This window comes from Nocardia sp. NPDC087230 (assembly GCF_044744725.1).
In the GTDB taxonomy this organism is placed as follows: Bacteria; Actinomycetota; Actinomycetes; order Mycobacteriales; family Mycobacteriaceae; genus Nocardia; species Nocardia canadensis.
Genome location: NZ_JBIUYV010000006.1, coordinates 294,506 through 319,819 on the forward strand (window position 1 = coordinate 294,506; position 25,314 = coordinate 319,819).

Below are 25,314 nucleotides of genomic sequence, written 5' to 3' on the forward strand. Positions count from 1 at the left end.
GATCGCGCTGGGACTCGGTGCCGGCGCGGCACTTCCGGTCCAGGGCGCGACCAACGCAGCGTTGCGCCGGGCGCTCGACGATCCGTTTCGTCACCGGACTGTGGTCGTTCGTCGTGGCGACGGTGACCATCGCGGTGGCGCTGGCCGTCCTCGTGGTCACCGGCCGCACGCCGCGGCCGCGGGTCGCCCCGTTGCGGACGGTGCCGTGGTGGGGCCGGCTGGGCGGGGTCGCGGCGGCGACCTACGTCACCGTCATCCCGCAGACCGGCGCCGCCACCACCATCGCGCTGACCGTGACCGGCCAGCAACTGGTGGCGGCGGCCATCGACCGCCGTGGCTGGTTCCAGCTGCCGAGCAAGCCCGTGACCAGCGCCCGCCTGGCCGGGCTCGCTGCGCTGATCACCGGATGCCCGCTGGTGCAACGGAAGATCTCCGCGTTTGCCCGCGGCGTCGTCGTCGAGGAAGGCCACGCCGATTCGCCGGAGGCTGGACGGGAGCACCGCCGACGGGATGGCGAAGGCGGTGATCGCGGCCCATCGAGGGACGTCCGCCACCGGGGTATGCGCGGCCTGCCACGCGGTGCGCAGCCGCCCGGCGCGCACCGGCGTTCCATACGCCCGGCCACTTCGCTCGGGCCGATCGGCGGACGGTGCGCCGCGCACCACCGGCGACCCAGGTGCGGCGAGGTCGGCCGCGCCGGTGGCCGGTCAGCGTCGACGGCGGTTCACCGCGTGGGCGTCGCGCTCACCCGGCGTGCGGCAGGCCCGTCAGGGTCGTGGCGCCCGGACCGTCCAATTCGCCGGCCTCGAGCGGTCTTCCGGACAGCGCGAGCAGCAGCGCCAGGGCGGTGCCGCGCACCTGCGGACCGGCACCGACCTCGAGGTCCGCGTCGGTGGCCGTCAGGCGAAGGCCCTGTGCGCGTTCCTTGCCTCCGCCGACCTTCACCGAGGTGCCGAGCTGATGTCGCACCGCGGTCACGATCGGCGCGACGGGGTAGTCCCGGTGCAGGCCGAGGGGGCGGCGGATGTCCTCGCCGTGGACGAACGCTTCGATCAACCTGGTCGCCTTCGGCGCGGGGGCACCGGTGGTCCGGTGGCTCGCCGCGCGGAACGCGGCCAACGTCAGCACCGGGTCCGCGGCCCGCTCCCGCGCGATGCCCGCGTCGTTGAAACGGTCGAAATCGAAACGGGCAGCGGCGAAGTGGACGAAGAATCCCAGGCGGGTGGTCTTCGCGTCGTCGGTCAGATGTGCCACGACGTCGTGCACGTCCCAGCCGGCACACAGTGACGGCGTGGACCACCGCTGCGCGGGCAGGTCCGTCAGGTCCGCGATCAGGGCAGCACGCTCGGCGTGCACCACCGGCCAGATCTCGTTCACGTCAGCCTCCGCTCCGTGGGTACCGACCCGCACAGTACCGCCGAGGCGCCCCCGCGTCGGTCCGACCACCGGCGCCGGGCGCGGGGAATGCCGCGGATCGCCAGCGGAAGAGATTGTCGAACACTAGTATTCGCCGATGTGCCCAGCGCTCGGGTCGCGCGTCGACGCCGCCCGTGACCACCGCGGCGCGCACCGTCGATCGAGAGGACCCTCCGATGTTCGGACCTCGCCTATCCCTTGCCCTCGCAGCCCTGCTCACCGCCGTCGCCGCCACATTCACCCTGCCCGCTCCCGCGCAGGCCGCCGCGGGCACGGTGCGCTGGGAAACCAGGGTCAGTGACCGCATTCTCGACATCGGGATCTCCTCCCCCAACCTCGAAGGCCCCGGCTTCGCGGTGAAGGTCGTGCGGCTGTTGCTCCCGCCCGGCTGGTCCAAGAACGCCGGACGCACCTGGCCCACCATCTGGGTGCTGCACGGCGGGTTCGACGACCACAAGTCCTGGACCGACAAGGGCGACCTCGAAGCCCTCACCGCGGGCACCGAAGCGATCTACGTGCTGCCCGAAACCAGTTGGTGCAGCGCCTATTCCGACTGGTGGAACTACGGCGCGTACGGCGCACCCGCCTGGGAGAAGTACCTCACCGACGACGTGCGTACGATTCTCGAATCCGGCTACCGGGCGGGCACCACCCGGGCCGTGGCGGGCAACTCGATGGGTGGTCTCGGCGCGATGAAGTTCGCGGCGAAGTACCAGGGATGGTTCCGCTCCGCCGCCGCCTTCAGCGGCAATGTCGACCCGCTGCACGACTCCGGCGCACCCGGTGACCCCGACAAGCCGGGCCAGGGGTGCGCCGCGGACTGGAAGCGGGTGTGGGGCGACTACACCGCGCAGCGCTCGATCTGGGAGCAGAACAACCCGTACACCCAGGCGTCGAAATTGACCGGAATCCCGCTGTTCGTCTCCTACGGCAAGAACGATCCCGTGGAATCGCTGGCCTACGAACAGAACTACCGCTTCGTCGACAAGCTGCAGTCGCTCGGCGCGAATGTCGACGAACGCTACGTGCCGTCCCAGGGCCACAACTGGGACGCCTGGCAGGTGCAGATGCGCAACGCGCTGCCCATGCTGCTGTCCTCGGTCGGCGCCTAGGACCCGATGCGCACCCACCGCGTCATCGGGAACCTCCGCGCGACGCCGCGTCGGAGTATCCGGCCATCAGCTCGGCCATCCGGGCACGGTAGCGCGCGACGTTGTCCATCTTGATCGACTCGTAGCCGCGGACCATGTCCGGTAGATCGGCGATTTCGACCGCGAGCGGAAGGGTCTCGCTGCTCAGCCCGGCGAGAAGCTCGGTGACGGCCGTCCGGTATTCGGCGATCAAGGCACGCTCGGTCCGGCGAACCCCCGCGGCGCCGAAGGGATCCAGGCGGGTGCCACGGACTCGGCGCATCGAGACCAGACTCCGATAGACCGGACGGAACCACGGCCCGAGTTCGAGCTTGTTCTTCATACCCAGCGCACGCAGCACAGGCGGGTGCAGCCGGTAGGAGATGCGGGCGCCGCGACCGAATTCCGCCTCGACGGACGCGCGGATATCGGGGTCGAGCGAGAGGCGGGCGACCTCGTACTCGTCCTTGTAGGCCATGAGCTTGTACAGATGGCGCGCGACGGACTCGGTGAGGGCGGTAGAACCGGGCGTTCGCTCGGTCTCGACGAGGCGCACCTGTTCGACGAATGTGCTGAATTGCCGTGCGTAGGCGACGTTCTGGTAGTCGATCAGGTCGGGGATGCGCAGCGCGAGCAGTCGGTGGAGCTCGGATTCGGGTGCGGCGTGCACGGTCGCCAGCAGCTGGTCCGCCGAAGCCGAACGCGCGCGAGGTGTTTCGGCCGGGCCTGTCGCCTCGGCCAATGCCACGGCAAAGGCGTCGGGGTCGGCGACCGCCAGCCGGCCGTAGCGGAAAGCGGCCGTATTCGCCGCGACCTGCACGCCGTTGAGGTCGATGGCCGTTTCGATGTCGGCCGGCGCCAGCGGCAACGCGCCGGTCTGGACGGCGATTCCAGCGAGCAGCAGATTGGCGAACTGATCCGCGCCGAGCAGCGCGATCGCCACGCTGCGTGCGTCGAGGAAGCGAGCTTCGACCACGGTCGCCTCGATCGTGTCGCGGATCGGTCCGGCCGCGGGAAACGAGACGGCGGGATCGGTGACCATCTGCCCGGTCGGGACCTCGCTGGTGGAGACGACCGCCGCGGTCCGCGCGGGATCGGCGGCGACGAGATAGCGGGGATCGGCGGCGACGAGCAGGTCGCACCCGAGGTACAGGTCGCAGCCCCCGGCGATCGCCTTGCTGCCCTGGTCGATCGGCTCGCGGGAGACGGTGATGTCGGAGACCACCGCACCACCCTTCTGGGCGAGCCCGGTCTGATCCAGTGCCCGGACCCGGAGCCCACCCAGTGTGGCCGCGGTGCTGAGCAACTGCGCCAAGGTCACCACGCCGGAGCCGCCGACACCGGTGATGCGCGTGGTGTGAGTCGCGGGGAAGGTCGCGGGCGGCCGAGGCACATCGGTCGGACCGGCGGGCACCGCGGGCGCGCGGCGATGGTCCGGCGCCGGCACGACGGACAGGAACGACGGGCAGTCACCGGCCAGGCAGGAACGGTCGATATTGCAGGAGGACTGATCGATTCGGGTCTTGCGGCCGAATTCGGTGTCGACGGGCTGGACGGACAGACAGTTCGACTTCTGTCCGCAGTCGCCACAGCCCTCGCACACCCGTTCGTTGATCACGATGCGCTCGATCGGCTTCGGCGCGAGTCCACGCTTGCGTTTGCGCCGCAGCTCGGTGGCGCACTCCTGATCGTGGATCAGCAGGGTGACACCCGTGATCGTGGCCAGGGTCTCCTGGGCTTCGATCAGCCGATCCCGATGCCAGACCTGGACTCCCCTGGGCAGCGCGATCTTGCGGTACCGGCGCGGTTCGTCGGTCGTCACGATGATCCGCGCGACTCCCTCGGCGCGCATCGCCGCGCAGATCTCGGCGACGGACATGACCCCGACGGCCTGCTGACCACCGGTCATCGCCACCGCGGAGTTGTAGAGCAATTTGTAGGTGATGTGACTGCCGGCCGCGATCGCCGCGCGCACGGCGAGACTGCCCGAATGGTGGAAGGTCCCGTCACCGAGATTCTGGATCAAGTGGGTGCGGGCCAGGAACGGCGCCATGCCGATCCACTGCGCGCCCTCGCCACCCATCTGGGTGAGGCCGGTGACATCGCCGACCTGCGCGGGACTCATCAGCGACACCATTCCGTGGCAGCCGATGCCCGCGCCGACCGTTGCGCCTTCGGGTGTCTTGGTGGAGATGTTGTGCGGACAGCCCGAGCAGAAATACGGCGTCCGGGTGATCAAAGGCAGAGCGCGCGACAGCGTTTCGCTGCGAGCGCGCCCACGCCACGCGGCCACCGACGGGAATCCACCGAGCTGGGTCAGCCGGACGGCGAGCTTGGTCGCGATGATGTCGGGGTCGAGTTCACCGTCGACAGGCAGGAAGGCGGCGCCATCGGGCAGCTTCTTACCGGTGACCTGGGGGGCGTCCGGCTTGCCGTAGAGCACGTCCTTGATCGCGGTCTCGAGGAAGGGCCGCTTCTCCTCGACCACGATGATCTCGTCGAGCCCCTCGGCGAACCGCCGGACCACCGTCGGCTCGAGCGGATGAATCATCCCGAGGCGCAACAGGCGGATACCGCGTCTGGCCAATTCGGCGTCGTCGAGGCCGAGGCTGCCCAGTGCCTGGCGCACATCGAGTGCGGTCTTGCCCGCGGCGACGATCCCCAGCCGGTCGCCCACGCCACGGTGGGTGATCCGGTTGAGGTCGTTGGCCACGGCATAGCGCCGCGCGATCTCCAGCCGCGCGCCCTCGCGGCTGCGTTCGAGCACGCCGAGGGTCGGCTGCAGCACGTGTGCGGTCACCTCGTGCCGGTAGACGGTGCCGTCGACGGTCCGGTCGGGTTCCACCGGGCGGACCCGGTCGGGGGCCAGGTCCACCGTGCCCGATCCGTCGGCCACATTGGTCGCGATCTTCATCGCCACCCACAGCCCGCAGGCCCGCGACATCGCCACGCCGTGCAGCCCGAAGTCCAGGGCCTCCTGGGGATCCGCCGGATACAGGGTCGGCAGGCCGAGGTCGGCGAGCAACGCCTCGGACGCGCCGGGCACGGTCGACGACTTCGCGGCCGGATCGTCACCGACGAGGGCGAGTACGCCGCCGTCGGGGTGGGTGCCCATCATGTTCGCGTGCCGGATGGCGTCGGACGCGCGATCCAGCCCGGGCGACTTGCCGTACCAGAGCGCGACGACCCCGTCGACGCGCTTGTCGTCCTGGACCGACGCCAGCTGCGTGCCCTGGACCGCGGTCGCGGCCAGTTCCTCGTTGACGCCGGGCTGGAAGACGATGTCGTGCTCGGTCAGCAGCGCGGCGTTGCGGGCGAGTTCGGTGTCGTAACCGGCCAGCGGCGAGCCCTCGTAGCCGGAGACGAATGCGGCGGTGCGCCTGCCCGCCCGCAGATCGGCGCGGCGCAGTTCCAGCGGCAACCGCGCTAGGGCCTGAATGCCGGTGAGGTGCACGGCACCGGTCAGCTGGGTGTACCGGTCCGACAGTGCTACCGGCGCGGGGTGTTCGGTCACATCGATGGCTTTCTACGAGGTCTGTCGGGACGCGGATGCACAGATGCCGAGGGCACCGCGCAGGGCGAGGGTCAGGTCGGTGACCGGTGTCTCGGACGCGCGATCGGTCAGCCAGGCGATGTGCCCGTCCGGCCGCACCAGGACGGCGCCCGTCGTGCCGATACCGAGCCGGCCGGGGTCGAGATCGAGCTCCCGGCCGACCACGAAGGCGCGGATCGGGATCTGCCCGGCGGCCTCGGCTGTCGCTGTCGCCCAGGACGATCCGGCCGCGCCGGCGATCACGGTGAACCATGGCCCGAGCAGATCGAGGGTCGAGATCGTCGCCTGGTCGTAGCGGGTCCACACGTGCGGCAGCCGGGCACCGACGACGGCGGTGCCGAGCGGATCGGTGGCGACGCCGTCCGCGTCGTAGACATAGGCCAGTTCCTGGTCGAGGTCGTCGAAGTGCGCGCGGTGCTGCGGGATCGCGGCGGCCAGCCGGTCGCGTTCCCGCTGCGCCACCTCGGGATCCGGGCTGTCGAGCCGCTGGGCGATCTCGACGGTCAGCGGGCCGACCCCGGCATCGACCATGCGCAGCGCGTTGCCGACGCTGTGCTCGGTATTGCTGACCGCGACCGCGCGGCGCTCGGTCTCGTAGCTGTCCAGCAGGGCGTCCGGCGCCCAGCCGCCGAGAACGGCGGCGAGCTTCCAGCCCAGGTTGTCGGCGTCGGCGAGACCGGTGTTCATGCCGAGCCCGCCGGTCGGCGGAAACTGGTGCGCGCTGTCCCCGGCGAGCAGGACCCGCCCGGCGCGATAGCTCGCCGCGGTCCGGGCCGCCATCGTCCATGTCCCCACCGACCGGATGTCGACGGCGAGATCGGCGCTCCCGACCGCGGTGCGCACCAGGTCGATACAACGCTGCGGGGTGTAGTCCGACAGCGATTCCTGAGCGGGGTCGAACGGCCGGTTCAACGTCCAGCGGTGGTCGCCGTCCATGCCGATGAGCACACCGGGCGAGTGGGCGTTGATCAGCCAGATCAGCAGCGCGGGGTCCGCCTCGGTCCACGGTGCGAGATCGGCGTGGAAATAGATGTTGAGCTGCTGCCCCAGCTCGGGCACGCCCGCCATGCCGATGCCGAGATCGTCACGCAGAGTGCCCGCGGCACCGTCGGACGCCACGACGTAGCGCGCCTGCACCGTACGGCGCCTGCCACCGGATTCGAGCTCGACCGCCACGTGATCACCCACGTCGGCGACACCGCGAACCTCGGTCTCGAAGGCCAGCGTCGCCATGCCCTGTGCCCGCAGCGCGTCGAGCAGTCGCTGCTGGACGCGATCCTGCGCGCACGAGGTGATCATCTCGGGAGAAGCGCCCGCGCGGCGCAGGATTCGGTCCTGTCCGCCATCGGCGAGGTCGATCCGACCGAGCGCGGAGCCGGCCAGGGTCTGCTTCCAGACGATATTGCGCATCCACTCCGGCGCGACGGCGTCGCCGGTGACCGCGTCGGCGATGCCCCAGGAGCGCAGCAGTTCCATCGATCGGGTGTTGACCACATGCGCGCGGGGATGCGGATTGATCCCGCCGAACCGCTCGCAGACGAGGCTCGCGACACCGTGCCGACCCAGCACATACGCCGTCGCCAGGCCGACCGGTCCCGCGCCGACGATGAGCACCGGCGTCCGATCGGGCGCGCTCACGGCCGCCGCACCAGGTCGGCGAACGACTCACCCGCGCCGAAGCGCGCGACGAGGTCGTCGGGATCGAATTCCACGCCGATCGGGTTGGCGGCGAAGGCGCCGGACTCGAAGAAGTCGGCCAGCTCCGCGTCGGTGGCGAAGTTGTCGATCTGCAGCTCGATGTGATTGCCGTCGGGGTCTTCGTAGTACATCGAGGTGGTCGGGCCGTGGTTGATCGTCCAGAACGGCCGCACCTCGAGCGCCTTCAACCGTTCGTAGGTGGCGAGCAGGTCGGCGAGCGTGTCGTAGGTGAAGGCCACGTGATGCAGGCCCGAGTGCGCGTCGGTCGGGCGCTGCGAGGCGCCGGTCGCCAGGAAGGCGACGCGGTGGTGTTCCTCGTCGTAGGTCACGAACGCCAGCAGGTCGGTGCCGAAGACCAGGCGTCCTTCCAGGACCTGGACGTACCAGTCGACCATCTCCGATAGCCGACCGGTCCGCAGGACGACGTGCGCGAGTTTTGCCGGTGATGCCATGAGCGGACTCTCCTTCGAGCCGAGAACATCTCTTGAATGCGATACAAGAGAAGCTAGGCCCGCTCATGAATGAAAGTCAAGAGGTGGCGGTCATCCCGCTTTCGCGGCGGCGGCGACGAGGGTGGCGATCAGCAGATCGATCAGCTCGTCGGTCGGCCGATCCAGGCGGCGCACGCTGACCAGCAGCCCCTCGAACAACACGTGGGCGAGGTCGGCGACCGAGGCGAGATCGGCACCGTCACCGGCCCGCTCCGACATCGCCGCGAAAAGCCGCTGCTCGAGCCAGTCGCGCATCTGTTCGTAGACCGCCCGCAGGGTCGCCGTTTCCTCCATCCGCTCGTAGGCGACGCGATGCAGCGCCCGATAGGGCTCCATCCGCACCAGCAGGGCGACCAGTTCGGCGCGCGGATCCCCCGACAGGGTCGCGTCGGCCTCGACCCGGGCCCGCTCCGCCTCGAAGATCGAGGCGATCACCGCGGCGAAGAGGTCATCCTTGGTGGGGAAATACCAGTGCACCGCCGCGGGCGCGATACCGGCCGCCCGGCCGACCGCCGCCACGCTGGTGCCGCGATAGCCGTTGCCGACGAAGAGCTCGCGCGCCTGCGCGACCAGTTCGGCCTGACGTTCGGCCTTGGGGATCTCCTGACGATTCTTGGGCATGCGACCACTCTATGCCCGCTCTTGACTGAGAGCTAAGACATGCTCTTAACTGACACTCAAGAGAACGGGCCGGTGGGTAGCCGGCGAACAAGGAGGTTCGATATGCGTCTCTACGCCCTCGACAGCGGACTCGCCAGGGAAGACCGGGCTGGCGTGCTCGCCGTGCTCGATCTGCCGTATCCGGACGTGGGCGCGCTCCTGCGCGGTCCGGGCATCGACGCCGCCCGGACCGCGCCGGTGCTGCGGGAACAGCCGCTGACGCCCGCGACGCTGCGCTCCCCCGTGTCGCGGCCCGGCAAGGTGTTGATCGTCGGGTTGAACTACGGCAGCCACGCGAGCGAGGCGCTGGCGATGTTCGCGGCGCTGGGCACACCGGATATCACGCTCCCGGACGAACCGAACCTCCAGGTCTGCGCCGGGTCGGCGGTGACCGGTCCCGCCGATCCGATCCGGCTGCCCGCGGTGGCGGCCGAGTACGTCGACTACGAGGGTGAGGTCGCCGTCGTCATCGGCACGACCGCCACCGCGGTGACCGTGGACGAGGCGTGGGCGCACGTGGCCGGGCTGACGATCGTCAACGACGTGTCCGCGCGCGATATCCAGCGCCGGGCGATGACCGGGGACCCGACCGCATCGATCGGCGTCGCCAAGAGCTTCGACACTTTCAAACCGCTCGGCCCCTGCTTGGTCACCGCCGACGAGTTCACCGATACGCCGGATCTCGGCCTCCGCACCCGGGTGAACGGGCACCTGCGCCAAGAAGATCGGACCAGCGGCTTCCTGCATTCCATCCCGGAGCTGATCGCGTATCTGTCGTGCTATCAGACCCTCGAACCCGGTGACGTGATCTGCACCGGCACACCGCGCGGCGCCGGGGTGTTCTCGGAACGCTACCTGCGCGCCGGCGATCTGGTCGAGGTGGAGGTCGAGCGGATCGGCGTGCTCGGCAATCGGGTGGTCAGCGCGTGAACATCGTGCCCACCCCGCCCGACATCGTCGCCGTCGCGGAACTCGCGCGGCTCGAGTCGATATCGCCGGCCGAGCGCGCGTGGCCCGACAGCACCTACGAACTGCTCGCGGCCGCCGCTCGCCGGGCAGGCGACCGTCCCGCCCTCCACCTGCTGCGGGGTGGCCGAGGGTGGGATCGGCCCGAAACCTGGTCCTACGCGGATCTCCTGCTCCGGGTGAACCAGGCGGCGAACCTGTACGCGGCGCTCGGTCTCGAGCCCGGCGGGGTGGTGGGCCTGCTGTTGCCCAACACCGGCGCCACGTACGCGGCGCTGTTCGGCGCCCAGGCGGTGGGCATCGCCAATCCGGTCAATCCGATGCTCGCGACCGAGCACATCATCGATATCTTCCGGCTCACCGAAGCGCGGATACTCATCGCTGCCGCACCGGAACTCGACCCGGGGATGTGGCGGACGGCGTGCGAGGTGGTCGCGGCGCTGCCCGGATTGCGGGCGCTGATCACGGTCGGTGGCGAAGTGGCCGAACCGCCCGCACAGTGGGTCGGCGACTTCGACGCGCTGTCCGCCGGTCAGCCCGCGGAGCTCACGACAGATCGGCTGCCCCGGCCTACGGATGTGGCCGCCTATTTCCATACCGGCGGAACGACCGGCACGCCGAAGGTCGCGGCCCACACGCACGCGAACGAGGTCTCTCTCGCGTGGGCGCTGGCCCAGCACGAGATCTTCGGCGAGGACGCGGTCATGCTGGCCGGACTGCCGCTGTTCCATGTGAACGCGGTGCTCGTCACCGCGCTCGCACCGTTCTACTCGGCACGGTCGGTGGTGTCGCTCGGACCGCTCGGCTATCGGGACCGGACCGCGATGGCCGATTTCTGGCGGATCGTGGAACGCTATCGCGTCACCGGCTTTTCGGCGGTTCCCACGGTGTACGCGGGGCTGCCCGCCGTACCGGACGGCGTCGACATCTCCAGCCTGCGGGCCGGAATCGTCGGTGCGGCCCCGCTTCCCAGCCGAGTCCGAAGCGACTTCGAAACCGCGACCGGGGTACCCATGCTCGAAGGGTACGGACTGACCGAAGCCACCTGCGCCAGCGTGCTCGCGCCGGTGCGCGGCAACCGTCCCGGCGCGCTGGGACTGCGGCTGCCCGACCAGCAGATCAAGGCGGTCCGGGTCGACGACGCCGGCAGGCCGGTCGCTGACTGCGCGCCCGGGGACACCGGGGTCCTCGCCGTGCGCGGACCCAGTGTCTTTCCCGGCTATCTCCGCGCGGGTCCCGGCGGCCCCACGCCCGACCCCACCGGGATCGTGGTCGACGGCTGGCTGATCACCGGCGATCTGGGACGGGTCGACGCCGACGGATTTGTGACGCTGGCAGGCCGAGCCCGCGACGTCATCATCCGCGGTGGGCACAATATCGACCCGCGGCTGGTCGAGGAGTCGCTGCTCGCGCATCCGGATATCGAAGCCGCCGCGGTGGTACCGCGACCGGACAGCCACGCCGGCGAAGTGCCCGCGGCGTATGTCGTCCTGCGGCTCGGCGCCTGCGCGTCACCGGCGGAGTTGCTGTCCTGGGCCGGCTCCCACGCACCCGAACCGGCGGCCGCACCGAAATTCGTCCATATCGTCGAGGAAATCCCGGTCACCACGGTGGGCAAGGTGCACAAGGTGCCGCTGGTCCACGATGCGGTCCGGCGGGTGGTGATGCGGGAAACCCACGACGCCGGGCTCCGCGGCGATGTGGAGGTCAGTTCGCGAGACGGTCGCCCGCACGCGCTGCTCCGAGTGCGGGACAACGCCTCGGCCGGTGACATCGAGGCCCTGATCGGGCGGCTCGACGCCTATGCCTTCTCGTGCGCGATAGACCGAGGGCCCGATTCCTGAGCATCACCCGGGACGATCGCCCACCCGACGAGCCGAGAAATGAAGCCGCCCACCCTGTCGAACCAGGGTGGGCGGCTTCGTTTCGGCTCGAACCTACTCCGGCAGGCCGGTCTCGATCGCGGCGATGATGCGCGGGCGCAGATCGCTGACGCTGACGATGGCGTCGACCGAACCGACCTCGACGGCGCGCTGGATGTTGTGGACGCGGTCGAACTCCGCGGCCACATCGCCCAGCTTCTCCGCGCGCACGGAGGAGCGGACCTCGTCGAGTTCGGCGGTCAGAGTCGCGCGGTCGGTGCCGAACGCGTTGGCGGCCTGGGTCTCCAGGTCGCGCACGCGCGGGTCGGCCGCGGTGCGGGAGTTGACTTCGCCCGCGAAGACCACCGCGGCGGCGGGGGCGCCACCGAGGACCGAGGCGAACGAGCCCTCCAGGGCGAGCACGGTCATGTTCGGGTTCAGCGCCTTCGAGAACACCACGAACGCACCGCCGTGGTACCGCGAGATCACGGTGAACACGATCGGGCCCTCGAAGTTGACGATGGCGCGACCGATCTCGGCACCGTACTCGAGCTGCAGCTTGCGCATCGACTCCGGCGAGCCGTCGAAGCCCGACAGGTTCGCCAGCACCACCAGCGGACGGTTACCGCTGGCCGCGTTGATGGCCCGGGCGGCCTTCTTCGACGACCGCGGGAACAGGGTGCCCGCCGTGTAGGTGTCGGGACCGTCGGTCGACGGGAAACCGCGCCGCGGCACGCTGCGCGACTCGATCCCCAACAGGCACACGGGGATACCGCCGAGGTGCGCGTCCTGCACCACCGCGGTCTCGGCGTCGGCCATGCCCGCCCAGCGCTCCAGCACCGGGTGATCCTGGTCGGCCAGCGCGCGCATCACGGTCCGGATGTCGAAGGGCTTCTTGCGATCCGGGTTCGCGGCGGCGGAGAAGATCTCGCCGACGGTGGCGAAGGAGCTGTCGGCCAGCACGTGCGGGAAGCTCGAGATGTCGCGGTCGCTGGGGTCGACGGTCTGCGCGCGGCGCGGCGACTGCTCGCCCGGCGCGACGTAGGTGTGGTCGTAGTGCGCCATCAGCACGTCGCGGGCGGCGGTCAGGTTCGGCGCCCAGTACTGCGCCTGGCCGTTGGGGCCCATGACGCGGTCGTAGCCACCGATGCCGAAGTTGTCCTCGGCCGAGACGCCGCCGGAGAAGTCCAGCGACTGCTTGCCGGTCAGCACCATGGCCGAGTCCGGCGTCATCACCAGCACGCCCTTGGTGTGCATGAGCATGGTGGCTTCGGCATTCCAGTACGGCTGCGCGCCGACGTTGATGCCGGCGACCACGATGTTGATCTCGCCGCCGTCCTGGGTGAACTCGACGATCCGCTTGAGCGCGGCGGCGACCCAGTCCATGTTCTCGGTGCCGGACTCCATCGAGATCCGGGCGCCGGAGGACAGCGCGTACCACTCCAGCGGCACCTGCAGGCGTTCGGCGAGATCGAGCGCGGCGATCACGCGGCGGCACTCGGGCTCCGAGAGCGCGCCCAGCGACTTGGTCGGGTCACCGAGCAGCAGGACGCGGGTGACGCCCTCGGGGTGCTGGATGGTCGGCGTGCTGATCACACCGGCGACGATGGCCGCGGTGTTGCGGCCCTTCGGCCGGTCGACGGGGACCAGGGTGTGGTCGGCGTCGAGGTCGTACTCGGCGAAATCGCCCAGCACACCGGTCAATTCGTACGGGTACACGGTGTTGCGGCCCGCGGCGCGCAGCACCTTCTGGCGGTACTCGTCGAGCGGCTCGACCGGCTCGTCGGTCAGCTCGCCGACGGTCACCTGGGAACCGCCGGTCGCGTCGATCGCGATCCGGACGCCGACCTTGGTCAGCTCACCGGTCTGCGGATCACGCTGACGCGCGATGAGCAGGATTTCCTCCAGCCCGGCGCCGACGGCGGTCGGCAGCACGTGTCCGCCGATCGTGGCCAGTTCCTCGCTGGTGACGTCCATCGGCGGCCAGATGTACATCACGATGCGGTTGGTGTTGAGCCGCTTGGCCGAGGGCCGCCGCGACTGCGCCCGACGGATCGAGTCGACACAGGTCGCGATCGTGCTCTCGGCGGTGGGCAGGGCGAGCAGCCTGCCGTCGTGTTCACGCAGCGCGGCCAGGTCGCGGACCTGGGCGAAGGCGATCAGGCGGTCGTCGGACGGATTGCCCTTGGCGACGCACCGGAACAGGTAGACCTCTTCGTCGTCCGAGGACGGCAGGCGGGTCAGGTCGAACTTGCGCAGCCGTTCCATCTGCATCCGCTGCGCGATGTAGGGGTGCAGGCCGCGGATCAGCCGCTCCTCCGCCATGCCGGTGGCCGAGGGACGGAAGGTGAAGTGGTGGTGCATGACCGCGCCGTTGCTGCCCGCCACGGTGGCGGTGATCCGGTGCACCTGCTGCGGCAGCTGGTAGCCGCCGAGGACCTCCTGCAGGGCCGCGGCCATGGCGTCGAAGTCCTCGGGCTGGGCTTCCCAGCTGAGGTAGATGTCGGCGTCGATCGAGGCGGCGCCGTTGGCCAGCTCGCCGAGGCCCTGCAGCGCGGTGCCCAGCTCGTCGAAGCTCACCGCGGCCGAGACCAGGCTCGCGCCGTCGCGCTCGGCGACGACGAAGGACGTGCCGCCGACCTGCTCGGTGTGCACGCCGGTCAGGCCCTTGTTGCCGTAGTAGCGGCGGGTCAGCACCTCGAGCAGGACGGTGTGGTCGGGCTTGTCGCGCTCGAGCCGCTGGCCGAGCAGGCGCACCAGCGGTTCGGTGCTGCGCACCATGTCGGCGATGCGGGTGGCGCGATCGGCCGAGTCCGGGTGCGCGTCCAGGTAGGTCAGGTGCTTGCGGACATTGGTGTAGACGCGGGCACGGTTGCGGCGCAGCAGCGGCTGGCCGTACCAGCCGTAGACCAGCCCTCGGGTGAGGTCGGCGATCACCGGGAAGCGCACCTGCGTGGCCGCGACCAGGCGCTCGAGCGCCAGGCCGACGGGCTCGCGCAGCACCTGGTCCGGCATCGGCTCCCGCAGCCACTCGCGCAGCAGCGTGGTGATGACCTCGACGGTGTCGGTCGGGCGCTGCTGGGCCAGGAAGATCCGGAACACCGCGGCCTCGAGGTCCGGGGTCCGATCCAGCTCGGTGACGCCGTAGTGGCTCAGCGCCTGCGCCAGCTTGGCCTGGTACGCCTCGGGCAGACCGGCCCGCTCGACGTCGAGGCTCTGCAGGTAGGTGTGGAAGTACTCGCGCGCACTGTGCAGGTGGTCCGCGCTGTGCTCGTCGTCGGCCGCGCGGTTGTGGCTCAGTTCGGCCAGATCGGCGAAGACCTGGACGAGTTCGAGTTCCTCGGCCAGCGGACGGTGATCGCCGGCGACACAATCGCGGCGGGCCGCGAGGTATTCGTCGAGGACGCGGCGGTCGTCGTGCGGGTCGACGTCGAAGCCGAGCAGCAGGCTGCGCAGATCCTGCAGGCCGCGCGCGAGCCGCTCGTGCGGCTGGCGCGGGGTGGGCTCGGTGGGCAGGTCGAGCTCGACCGTCCCGACCGCTTCGGTCTCGCCTGCCTCGTCGTCGTCGGCGAGGGGCTCGAGCCGCAGCAGCGGCGCGCCGGTCTCGACCTGGGTACCGACCGAGACGTTGCATTCCTTGAGCCGGGCGCGGAACGGCGCGCGCAGCACCGTCTCCATCTTCATGCTCTCCAGCACGAGCACCGCGGCGCCTGCCTCGACCTCGGCACCGACCTCGAGCGGGGTGCCGACGACCAGGGCGGGCGCGGGCGAGCGGACGACGCCGCCCTCGTCCCGGCTGATCCGGTGGGTCACGCCGTCGACGTCGACCAGGTGGGTCGGTCCGTGGGTGCCGGTGATCAGGCGGTAGCGGGTGCCGTTGACGACGATCTGCCCGGTGTGCTGGTCGAAACGCTCGAGATCGACGTCGGCGGTGGTCAGTTCGGCGCCGGCCTCGATGCCGACGCGGAACCGGTGCGCGCCGATGCGCGCCACCCGGACCCGGTAGCTCGCGCCGCGCAGCTTCAGGTCGAGCGGGCGGCCGCTCTCGTGCTGGACCTGCGGACGGCCGCCGGAGGCGGTGGACAGCAGGCGGTGCCGCTCGGCGCGCTCGTCGTCCTCGTAGGCGTCGATCGCGGCCGCGGCGAGCGCGATGGCGGAGTGCTGGTGGGTCACCAGGCGGCCCTCACCGCGCACCCGGTCGATCCAGCCGGTGTCGGCGCTGGCGTCGATCACCTCGGGCTGCTCGAGCAGGTCGAGGACGAAGCTCTTGTTGGTCGCGCCGCCCTCGATGACCACCCGGGTCTGCGCCATGGCCCGGCGCAGCCGGCCGAGGGCCTCGTTGCGGTCGCGGCCGTAGGCGATGATCTTGGCGATCATCGAGTCGAAGTCGGCGGGGATGGTGTCGCCCTCGCTGACGCCGGTGTCCACGCGGATGCCCGGGCCCGCGGGCAGGTCGAGCCGCACGATGCGGCCGGGGGCGGGGGCGAAGTCACGGTCGGGATCCTCGGCGTTGAGCCGGGCCTCGATGGCGTGGCCACGCTCGACCGGCGGGGTGCCCTCGAGCTTGGTGCCGGAGGCCACCGACAGCTGCGCGTGCACGAGATCGACACCGGTGGTGCACTCGGTGATCGGATGCTCGACCTGCAGGCGGGTGTTCACCTCGAGGAACGCGAACAGCTGTTCCCCCGGGTGGTACAGGAATTCGACGGTCGCCGCGCCGCAGTAGCCGACCGCGACGGCGAGGCGCTCCGCGGAGGCCTTCAACTCGGCGGTCTGCTCCGCGCTGAGCACGGGCGACGCGGACTCCTCGATGACCTTCTGGTTGCGCCGCTGCACCGAGCAGTCGCGGACGCCGAGCGCCCACGCCGTGCCCTGTCCGTCGGCGATCACCTGGACCTCGACGTGGCGGGCACCGGTGACCAGACGCTCCAGGAAGACCACACCGCTGCCGAAGGCGCGCGCGGCTTCCTGCTTGGTGCGCTCGTAGGCGTCGACCAGTTCGGCCTCGTTGGTGATGACGCGGATGCCGCGGCCGCCACCACCGGCGGTGGCCTTGAGCATCAGCGGGTAGCCGATCTCGGAGGCGGCCTCGATGGCGTCCTCGACGGTGTCGACCGCGCCGCGGCTCCACGGCGCGACCGGGACCCCGACCTCCTCGGCGAGCAGCTTGGCGCCGATCTTGTCGCCCAGCTTGCGCATGGCCTCGGCGCTGGGGCCGATGAAGGTGACGCCGATGTGCTCGCACAGTTCGGCGAAGGCCGGATCCTCGGCGACGAAGCCCCAGCCGACCCAGGCCGCGTCGGCCTTGGTGGCCACCAGGGCCTGCTCGAGCACCTTGAGATCCAGGTACGGGCGGGCCGAGGCCGGGCCGAGGTCGTAGGCGACATCGGCGGCCCGGACGAACGTGGCGTTTCGGTCGACGTCGGTGTACAGGGCGACCGTTTCGATCGGTAGCCCACTCGCCGCTGCCAGATCACGGACGGCATGGATGAGCCGCATGGCGGCCTCTCCCCTGTTGACGATGGCGATGCGGCTGAACACTCGCCGACTCCTTTCCAATACCGAGTTGTGTGGCCCGGACGGGTACGAATTCGAACTCCGGTTCCAGGGCAGTGTGCACCTCTACTCCGTATATGTGAACAGCGTCCAAGGGTTACCCGCACGTATTAATGAAGTCGGCCGCACACGCCCCGGTCAGCGCGGGGTCTCGGCGCGCCTCGACGCGCGCCGACGGCACGGCCCGGACGCGATGTCTTCAGTGTCCTCCGAATCGCGCGACGGGCCGAGAGTAGTGCGCTACCCGGCGCGTCCCGGCCTGGTTCGTTTCACTTGACGGCGCCGGTGAGCGCGACGGAGGCGCCGAGCCCGATGATCATCGCCCCGCCGGTGGCGCCGACCGCTTCCAGGCGGCGCGGCGAGCGGGCGAACCAGCCGCGCGCGGTCCCCGCGACCAGCGCCCAGCTGCTGTCGAGCACCAGCGCCGGCACCGCCATGATGGTCCCGAGCACCACCAGCTGCGCGACCATCGATCCGGCCGCCGGATCGACGAACTGCGGCAGCACCGCCGCCGCCACGAAGGCGAGCAGATCCGGAAGCGGAACCATCGACCGACCGTACGGACCGATCGGCCTGCCCGGCAGGGGTTTCCCGCCTCGGGCTTGCCTTGACCTCGGCGTCAATCCCTAGCGTGGTCGACCCGGGGCGAGGTGCCCCGCCGACCGAGGGAGAGAACATGACCCACGCGATGACCGCGGTGACGGATGCGACGTTCGCCGGCGCGGTGCTCGCTGCCGAGGTACCGGTGCTCGTCGAGTTCACGGCGTCGTGGTGCCCGCCGTGCAAGATGATCGAGCCGATGCTGGGGGAACTGGCCCGCGAGGAGGCGGACCGGATGACGGTGGTCCAGCTCGATGTAGACGCCAACCCGCGCACGACCGCCGACTACGCCGTGCTGTCGATGCCGACGCTGATGCTGTTCCGGGACGGCGAGCCGGTGCGCACGGTCGTCGGCGCGCGGTCCAAGCGGCGGCTGCTCGACGACCTGGCGGACGCGCTCTGAGTCCGATCAGAACAACGCGCCCATGAGCCGGGTGCAGCGGGCGATCATGGCCTCGGCGCTTTCCTCCGGGTGCCGCAGCCACCAATTCACCAGTGCCGTCACCACACCCATCCAGACGTCGGTGAGCGCCGACAGGTCGGCGGCATCGGTGATTCCGCGTTCGGCGAGCAGGGCGGCCGCGCCCCGGTAGGCCTGCTCGGCGAGGCGGCGTTCGGCGCGATGTGACGCGTCGGCCGCGATGCCGTCCGGCGGATAGGACCGGTCCAGCAGCACGTTCCAGTCGTGGGGCCTGCGGGCCAGCGCGGCGATGACGACTTCGAGTGTGTGCTCGGCCATCTCGATTCCCGGGGTGCCGTCGAAGACCGGCTCGATGGCGCCGCACACCGCGTCGGCCGCCCGCTCCACGCACGCGGCGTAGAGGCCCTCTTTGCTGCGAAAGTAGTGGAACACCATGGGTTTCGAGACCCCGGCCGCGCTCGCCACGCCGGCCGGGGACAGCCCGGCGTACCCCACCCGGCTGATCTGCTCACCGGCGATGTCGAGAATCTGCTGTTCCCGCTCGGCGCGCGGCACCCCTTTCGTTCCCGCCGTGCCCATCACGCCCTCCTTCCGCTGGTTGACCGTGCCCGGCCACCAGGTAATTTACCGCCTCGCCAGTGCAGGTCAATTGGTCGGACGTCCACGTCGACGGGCATCCACGGACTGGTTGACGACGAATTGACCAAACGGTAATTTTCCTATCGGTCAGCTCGATGTCCGTCCAGCGAAAGGCGCCGGTTTCCATGGCGATGACGACTCCCCTGCTCCACGGCATTCAACGCACCGTGTCGAGTTCCCACGCGGTGAACGGCACCCCGTACGACCCGAGCACCCCCTTCCATCCGCCCCGTGGGCGCTACCGGACCGTCCACTACGGCCTGATGTTCCCCGGCCTGCCCGCGCCGCTGAACTTCCTGGACTTCATCACCGTGATCGGGCAGCCGAAGGTGCGGGCGTTCCGCAACGCGCATCTGATCGAGACCTCGGCGGCCGACACCGCGAACCTGCTGGCGGGCACGGCGGTGCGATTCCCCGGCCAGTTCCGCGGCTACCAGGTCGCGCGCGATCTGGAACTGGCGCCGGACGCGAGCCTGATCCGGTTCGGCGAGGACTTCGCCCTGCGGGGCAGCTACCCGAATTTCCTGGTCACCTACCGCAATCCGGAGTTCCGGGCGGATCTGCGGGTGCGCGCCACCGACAAGATCGCGCATTTCGCCAAGCTGCGCGGCGGGCTCTACGACCACTGGTCACTGCTGTGCGAATACGAGGGCACCGTCGACCACCAGGGCACCCGGTACGACCTGTCCGGGCTCAGCACGCTCGAATACGCCCGCGCCGTCGCGGTCGACCTGTTCCTCACCTTCTTCACCTATCAGATCATCAACATCGACGCCGACACCCAGGTGCTGATGGTGGAAGTCCGTGGGCCACTAAGCATTCCGCTCCAGCAGACCGTCTACGTGCGCTCCCGCACCGACCACGGCGGCGCCTACGAGAACGGCTACCGCTATCGCGTCGCCGGGTACGAACACACCCCGCGACACACCCCCGAGGGCCGGGACATGACCCTGGCCACGACGTTCACCTGGGCCGTCGACGACGACAACGGCGACCCCCTGATCCAGATCGACGCCGTCGCCAACGACGACTATGTCTACGGCATGACCGGCGGCTACGTCGGCAGCTACCGCTACACCGGCACCTTCCGCGGCCGTCCGGTCACCGGCACCGGCTACGTCGAACAGATCGGCACACCGTAGCCGCGCGCCGCCGAGCTATGGCGAATGCGGCAGACCGGCCGCGTCGCGCATGGCAGCACGGCCACGCCGCGCGGCGGACGCGTCGCCGAGTAGCTGGATTTCCTGGTTGACCGCCATCGAAATGCCGATGAGCACGGTGGCGATCTGCTCGGGTGGCCGCTGCGCGGCGGGGGTTTCGCCTTGCGCCGCGGCGATTTCGGCGGTGAGGTAGGCGCGCCAGTCGGCGACGACCACCCGCAGCCGGTCCCGCAGTACGCCGGGCCGTCCATCGAGTTCCGACGATGCCGCGGTGACGAAACACCCTCCCGGAAAAGGACATTCGGCCAGGTAGTCGATCCAGGCATCGATCAGTCGCGCCAGCCGGGCCGGGCCCGGCGCCAGGTGCGACATTGGCGCCAGGACGGCGGCCCGAAAGATCTGACCGGCCCGCTCGAGGGCAGCGGCCTGCAAGTCCTCCCGAGATCCGAAGGGGCCGACGACTCCCGCCTTGCTCATCGCGAGCCGGGAGGCGAGTGCGCCGACCGTCAGCCCTTCCAAACCGAGACACGATGCCTCGTCGACAGCGGTCCGCACGATCCGATCCCGGGTACGGGCCGCTTCGGCGACGGAGCGACGGGGAGACATCGTTCCATCATAGCGGTGGGGGGGGGGGGGGGGGGGGTGGGCCCCCCAAAACCCCCCAAAAAATAAAAATCGACGACGAGGTAGCGCACGCCCCCCCCCCCCCCCCGCCCCCCGCCGCCCCCCCCCCCCCGCCCGCGGGGCGCGCGCGGGGGCCGGCGGGGGCGGGGGCTTTAAACTATTAAAACCCCCCCCCCCCCCCCACCCCTTCCCCCCCCCCCCCCCCCCCCACCGCTAAAAAGGATGTCTCCGAATGAGTGAACTGCTCCGACTCGACGCGACGGCGATCGCGCTGATCGCCCACGATGTGGCCACTGTCTCCGACGCGGAGATGGACGCGCCGACCCCGTGCGCGGGCTGGACCGTCGCGGACCTCATCAGCCACATGAACGAACGGCACGAAGCCGTCGTCGCGTCGGTCCTGCCGCCGCTCGCGGACCACGCCGACAATCCCCGCGACGATTTCGCGCGGACCGCCGCGCGCTGGGTGGTCGCGATGGAACAGACCGGCGAGGTCGTGAACTTGCCGCACCGCGGCCCGCTGGCGACGGACGAAGTGCTGTCGGTCCATGTCGTCGATATGCTCGCGCACCGCTGGGATCTGTCGCGGGCATTGGCCCGGCCCTGCGCGGTCCCCGATCGGCTCACCGGGCTCGCGTTGCCGATCGCGCGGTCGATCACCGCGCCGGGCAGTACGCTCAACGGCCCGGGCGGGGTCTATCGGCCCCCGGTCGAGCCGGACCGGCCGCTGCCCGCACTGGACGCGATCGCGGCCCTGCTCGGCCGTGATCCCCACTGGGTCAGCCGCCGCGACGGTGGCCACTAGCGCGGCCGGAGACGGGTCAGCGGGCCGGGAAGCGCAGGATGCGGTCGTCGCCGGTGCGGGGGTCGCCGCGGCCGTCGGTGTTGGAGGTGGTGAGCCACAGGGCACCGTCCGGGGCCACCGCGACGGTGCGCAGGCGGCCGTAGGTGTCGCGGAGTAGATCCACCGGAGCGGTCGCTTCGCCCTCGGACAGCGTTGCGGTCCAGAGCCTTCGGCCACGCAGGGCGGCCAGGTAGAGGGTGTCGCCGGCGATGGCGAGGCCGGAGGGCGAGGACTCGGCGGTCGACCAGGACAGCAGCGGGTCGGTGAAGCCGCGGTCCGCGCCACCCGCGCCTTCGACGGTGGGCCAGCCGTAGTTGTGGCCCGGTTCGATGCGGTTGAGCTCGTCCCAGCGGTTCTGGCCGAACTCGGCGGCGTAGAGGGTGCCGGCGCGGTCCCAGGCCAGGCCCTGCACATTGCGGTGGCCGAGACTCAGAATCGGTGAGCCTGCGGTCGGATTGCCCGGTGCCGGTGCGCCATCGGGGGTGAGCCGCAGGATCTTGCCGTTCGGGCTCGCCGGGTCCTGCGATCGTGCGCTGTCGGCCGCGTCACCCGTGCCGACGTAGAGCATGCCGTCGGGTCCGAAGGCGATCCGGCCGCCGTTGTGGTTGCCCGCCTTCGCGATTCCGGTGAAGACGACCTCCGGCGTCGCGCCCGGCCGCAGGCGCACGATGCGGTTGTCCTCGGCGGCGGTGAGATACGCGTACACGTATCCGGTGTCGGCGTAGTCGGCAGCGACGGCGAGACCGAGCAGTCCGCCCTCCCCGCGCGCCACGACACCGGGCACCTGATCGACCATCTCGGGCGCGCGGCCGGGCGTCACGCGCAGGATGCGGCCCGAATCCCGCTCGCCGACCAGGGCGCCGCCGTCCGGCAGGAACGCCAGTCCCCACGGCACGTCGAGGCCGTGCGCGATCTCCTCGGCGGCGCCCAGATCGGGACGGCCCGCGGGCAGGCTCGGCACGGTCGAGGTCACGGCGGCGGGCGCGCTCCGGTCCGGCTCGTCGCTCGCGCAGGCGGTGACCGTGAGGGCGACCAGCGCGGCGCCGAGGACAGCTCGTGGGCGACCGGTCGTCACCCACCCATGGTGTCAGATCAGCTTGGCGAGCTGGTCGCGATCGGTGGCGTCGAGCTTGATGCACGCGCGATAGATGTGCCCCTCGACAGTGCGGACCGAGACGCAGAGCCGTTCGGCGATGGCCCGGTTGGACAACCCGCGGCCGATGAGGGCGGCGATCTCCCGCTCGCGTTCGGTGATCGGCAGGGGACGGGCGGCGGCCGTGATCGCCGGTGTGCAGGCGCCGTCGCAGCGGGCGGCCAGCGCGGTGGCGCGGGCCGCGGCCTGGGCGCTGGGACGGCGCTGACCCGCGTGGTCGAAGATCGGGACGGCCTGAGCCGCGGCGTCGGCCGCCGCCAGCAACAGCCCCGCGTCCTCGAACTCGACGCTGACCGCCGCGAGCGCCGTGGTGTCGGAGTGGGCCAGCGCGGCCGCGTGGCGGGCGTAGATGCCGGCCGCGGGTCCCTGCACCCGGGCCGCGACGGCGGCGAGCCGGGTGGCCAGGGTCCGGTCACCGAAGCGGGCGGCGTGGTGCAGCGCCTCGGCTTCCTGCGCGTACTGGCCGGTGAGGTGGGCCAGGTCGGCCGCCTTGCGGGCCAGGTCGATCGCGGTGTGCTGACTGTGCTCGGCCGCGGCCACCCAGGCGCGCGCGATCATCCGCTGCGGCTCGTGCAGGGCCATGTGGGGGCCGCTGTGCTCCTCGGCGTCGGCGAGGACCCGTTCGGCCTGGTCGACCTCGCCCACCGCCGCGTAGGCGCGGGCCAGCACCAGCCGGGCGGGCAGCTGCCAGGGCAGGGTGCAATCGGCGTTGAGCGCGGCCAGCGCCTGCTCGAAGGCGGCGATCGCGGCCCGGAACCGGCCGCGATAGGTCGCGACGACGCCGATCGCGATGCGGGCGATCGCCCAGCCGGCGAACTGGCCCGCCGAGGAGAACTCCCGGTATTCCGAGGCCCGCTGTTCGGCCAGGTCCAGGTCACCGATCATCGTCAGGGCGACCACGTCGCCGTAGCGCACCATCACCCGGATCAGGCCGTCGGTGGATTTCTGCTCGGCCGTGATCCGGGCGGCGATGGGCGCGAAGTCGGCGCCGCGACCGACGTAGGGCAACGCCAGGCCCAGCGAGAACGCGGCGAAATCGGCGGCCTGCCGGGGCGAGTCCGGATCGGCGAGCACGCGCTCGGCCTCCGCGACGCCGACGCCGAGCCGGTTCTCGTGCACGGCCATCGCCGCGCGGACCGCGTCGACCAGCAGCCGCAGCGACGGATGCTCGACGCGCGCGGCGACCAGGTCGATGAGCTGGTGGGCCCGCGCGACATCGCCGAGCGACCAGAACTGCAGACTCGCGCGCGGCAGCCCCCACTGCACCACCTGCAGCGGATCGAGCCGGTCGGGGTCGAACCGGGCGAGGATCTCGTCGGCCTCGTGCGGTTTGCCCTGCCACAGCAGCGCCCGCGACAGCAGTTCGGCCGCGCGCAGGCCACCGCAGCGTTCGCAGGCGGCGCGCGCCAAGCGCTCCCCCAGCGGCAGGTTCGCCAGCGCGATCGCGTCCTTGGCGGCATTGATCAGCAACACGATGTCGATCGGCTGATCGCTGTCGACGCACAGCTGGGCCAGCCGGATCCGCTCGGCCGGGGTGTCCAGCGGCCGGTCGCGCAGCGTCTCGACGATGCGACCGCGCCGCGTGCGGGCCGCGGCGGTGCCGATCCGACGGCGGACCACCTCGCCCAGCAGCGGATGACTGAACCGGGCGTCGACCGAGCCGCCATGGCGGCAGACCCGGATCAGGCCGCTGAGCTCGGCGGCGTCGACGGCCTCGACGCCGACGAGCTCGGTGAGGATGTCGATGTCGAGCGGCTCGTGGACCGACAGCATCCGCAGCGCGTCGAGTACCGGTTCGCCCGCCCTGGACAGCCGCTCGTCGAGCAGATCCACCAGCCCCGACGGCACGGCGGTCGGACCGCGCAACTGCCAGACCCCGTTGACATCGGTGAGCGTGCGCGCCTCGACCGCGCCTTCGACCATGTTGCGCAGGAACAGCGGGTTACCGCCCGAGGCCTCCCACATGACGTCGGCGCTGAGCCCCTCCAGGGTCCCGCCCAGCACGGTCTCGACCAGGGTGGTGCACTGCGTCTTGGACAGCGGTGTCAGTTCGACGCGCGCGAGGAAGCCGTCCTTCCACAGTGAGGTGATCGCGTCGGGCACGTGCTCACCGGAGCGGACCGTGGCCACGATGCGCGCGCTGCGGTCGGCGGCGATCTGGTGCACCAGGGTGGCCGACAGGGTGTCGAGCAGGTGCGCGTCGTCGACGCCGATCACCGTATCCGGCTGGGCCAGAACGTTTTCCCGTGCCGAGTGCAGCAGGGCGAGCGGATCACGAGAGGCCGACGCGGCGATCCAGGGGGCGAACGCGCCGAGCGGAATGGCTTGCGACGAGGCGGTGCACGCCACCCAGCGGACCGGGTCCGTGAGCACCGAGGTGACCAGCCGGGCCAGCGTGGTCTTGCCGATGCCTGCGGCGCCGACCAATATCACTCCGCCGCTGTTCCCATTCGTCAAAGCCGTACGCACGGTGTCGAATTCGGCGGGGCGATCGAGCAGTTGCCACAATTCGCCCATACGCCACAATTCTAGTTCGCGACC

General features: G+C 70.8%; 16 protein-coding genes and 2 pseudogenes. 7 read left to right on the plus strand and 11 right to left on the minus strand.

Annotated elements, in window-relative coordinates; genetic code table 11:
• Positions 1 to 152: 152 nt before the first annotated feature.
• A pseudogene (locus ACIO52_RS22345) lies at positions 153 to 350 on the plus strand (DMT family transporter); the annotation flags it as partial.
• 394 nt (positions 351 to 744) lie between these two features.
• Here the strand turns inward: ACIO52_RS22345 and ACIO52_RS22350 are convergent.
• Positions 745 to 1,377, minus strand: coding sequence for a maleylpyruvate isomerase family mycothiol-dependent enzyme (locus ACIO52_RS22350; RefSeq protein WP_218721027.1), 633 nt, complete (start codon positions 1,375 to 1,377; stop codon positions 745 to 747).
• 215 nt (positions 1,378 to 1,592) lie between these two features.
• Here ACIO52_RS22350 and ACIO52_RS22355 point away from each other — a divergent pair, with 215 nt between their 5' ends.
• Positions 1,593 to 2,528 (plus strand): alpha/beta hydrolase, encoded by a 936-nt coding sequence (locus tag ACIO52_RS22355; RefSeq protein WP_402646418.1) that lies wholly within the window; start codon positions 1,593 to 1,595, stop codon positions 2,526 to 2,528.
• Positions 2,529 to 2,550: 22 nt separating this feature from the next.
• Here ACIO52_RS22355 and ACIO52_RS22360 read toward each other — a convergent pair whose 3' ends face one another.
• The 4 genes from ACIO52_RS22360 to ACIO52_RS22375 all read right to left on the minus strand — a co-directional run bounded on the left by ACIO52_RS22360 (position 2,551) and on the right by ACIO52_RS22375 (position 8,909).
• Positions 2,551 to 6,060, minus strand: a complete 3,510-nt coding sequence (locus tag ACIO52_RS22360) for an indolepyruvate ferredoxin oxidoreductase family protein (RefSeq protein WP_402646421.1) — start codon at positions 6,058 to 6,060, stop codon at positions 2,551 to 2,553.
• 12 nt (positions 6,061 to 6,072) lie between these two features.
• Positions 6,073 to 7,737, minus strand: a complete 1,665-nt coding sequence (locus tag ACIO52_RS22365; protein WP_218721024.1) for an FAD-dependent monooxygenase — start codon at positions 7,735 to 7,737, stop codon at positions 6,073 to 6,075.
• On the minus strand, positions 7,734 to 8,249 hold the full coding sequence (locus ACIO52_RS22370; protein WP_316574202.1) for a VOC family protein: 516 nt from the start codon (positions 8,247 to 8,249) through the stop codon (positions 7,734 to 7,736). The genes ACIO52_RS22365 and ACIO52_RS22370 overlap by 4 nt, the downstream gene beginning before the upstream one ends.
• A 90-nt stretch (positions 8,250 to 8,339) precedes the next feature.
• A complete protein-coding gene (locus ACIO52_RS22375) occupies positions 8,340 to 8,909 on the minus strand; it encodes a TetR/AcrR family transcriptional regulator (protein ID WP_218721022.1) in 570 nt (189 codons plus the stop codon).
• 102 nt (positions 8,910 to 9,011) lie between these two features.
• Here ACIO52_RS22375 and ACIO52_RS22380 point away from each other — a divergent pair, with 102 nt between their 5' ends.
• Together ACIO52_RS22380 and ACIO52_RS22385 are read left to right on the plus strand one after the other, a co-directional pair.
• Positions 9,012 to 9,878: a fumarylacetoacetate hydrolase family protein gene (locus ACIO52_RS22380; protein ID WP_342799995.1), complete on the plus strand. Its 867-nt coding sequence runs from the start codon at positions 9,012 to 9,014 to the stop codon at positions 9,876 to 9,878.
• The gene (locus ACIO52_RS22385) at positions 9,875 to 11,758 is read left to right on the plus strand and encodes an acyl-CoA synthetase (RefSeq protein ID WP_402646426.1); all 1,884 of its coding nucleotides are present in this window, start codon (positions 9,875 to 9,877) and stop codon (positions 11,756 to 11,758) included. The genes ACIO52_RS22380 and ACIO52_RS22385 overlap by 4 nt, the downstream gene beginning before the upstream one ends.
• A 93-nt stretch (positions 11,759 to 11,851) precedes the next feature.
• Here ACIO52_RS22385 and ACIO52_RS22390 read toward each other — a convergent pair whose 3' ends face one another.
• On the minus strand, positions 11,852 to 17,317 hold the full coding sequence (locus ACIO52_RS22390; RefSeq protein ID WP_402646428.1) for a carboxyl transferase domain-containing protein: 5,466 nt from the start codon (positions 17,315 to 17,317) through the stop codon (positions 11,852 to 11,854).
• Positions 17,318 to 17,601: 284 nt separating this feature from the next.
• Positions 17,602 to 17,856, minus strand: a pseudogene (locus tag ACIO52_RS22395) (LysE family translocator); the annotation flags it as partial.
• A gap of 152 nt (positions 17,857 to 18,008) precedes the next feature.
• Between ACIO52_RS22395 and ACIO52_RS22400 the strand changes: the two are divergent.
• Positions 18,009 to 18,335 carry a thioredoxin domain-containing protein gene (locus ACIO52_RS22400; protein ID WP_316574199.1) on the plus strand — a complete coding sequence of 109 codons (327 nt, stop codon included), beginning with the start codon at positions 18,009 to 18,011 and terminating at the stop codon, positions 18,333 to 18,335.
• A 6-nt stretch (positions 18,336 to 18,341) separates the two neighbouring features.
• Here the strand turns inward: ACIO52_RS22400 and ACIO52_RS22405 are convergent, their stop codons facing one another.
• Entirely contained in the window at positions 18,342 to 18,932 is a 591-nt protein-coding gene (locus ACIO52_RS22405) for a TetR/AcrR family transcriptional regulator (protein ID WP_316574198.1), read from the minus strand.
• Positions 18,933 to 19,117: 185 nt separating this feature from the next.
• Between ACIO52_RS22405 and ACIO52_RS22410 the strand changes: the two genes are divergently transcribed.
• Positions 19,118 to 20,134 (plus strand): DUF6670 family protein, encoded by a 1,017-nt coding sequence (locus ACIO52_RS22410; protein ID WP_402646433.1) that lies wholly within the window; start codon positions 19,118 to 19,120, stop codon positions 20,132 to 20,134.
• Between the two features lie 15 nt (positions 20,135 to 20,149).
• On the opposite strand, the gene ACIO52_RS22415 is transcribed toward ACIO52_RS22410, so the two are convergent.
• Complete coding sequence (locus ACIO52_RS22415; protein WP_402646435.1) at positions 20,150 to 20,758, minus strand: TetR/AcrR family transcriptional regulator; 609 nt, start codon at positions 20,756 to 20,758, stop codon at positions 20,150 to 20,152.
• 250 nt (positions 20,759 to 21,008) lie between these two features.
• On the opposite strand from ACIO52_RS22415, the gene ACIO52_RS22420 reads away from it, so the two are divergent.
• Entirely contained in the window at positions 21,009 to 21,581 is a 573-nt protein-coding gene (locus ACIO52_RS22420; RefSeq protein WP_402646438.1) for a maleylpyruvate isomerase family mycothiol-dependent enzyme, read from the plus strand.
• 16 nt (positions 21,582 to 21,597) lie between these two features.
• Here ACIO52_RS22420 and ACIO52_RS22425 read toward each other — a convergent pair whose 3' ends face one another.
• On the minus strand, positions 21,598 to 22,695 hold the full coding sequence (locus ACIO52_RS22425) for a PQQ-dependent sugar dehydrogenase (protein WP_316574194.1): 1,098 nt from the start codon (positions 22,693 to 22,695) through the stop codon (positions 21,598 to 21,600).
• Between the two features lie 12 nt (positions 22,696 to 22,707).
• Entirely contained in the window at positions 22,708 to 25,290 is a 2,583-nt protein-coding gene (locus ACIO52_RS22430) for a LuxR C-terminal-related transcriptional regulator (protein ID WP_402646442.1), read from the minus strand.
• Positions 25,291 to 25,314 lie beyond the last annotated feature (24 nt).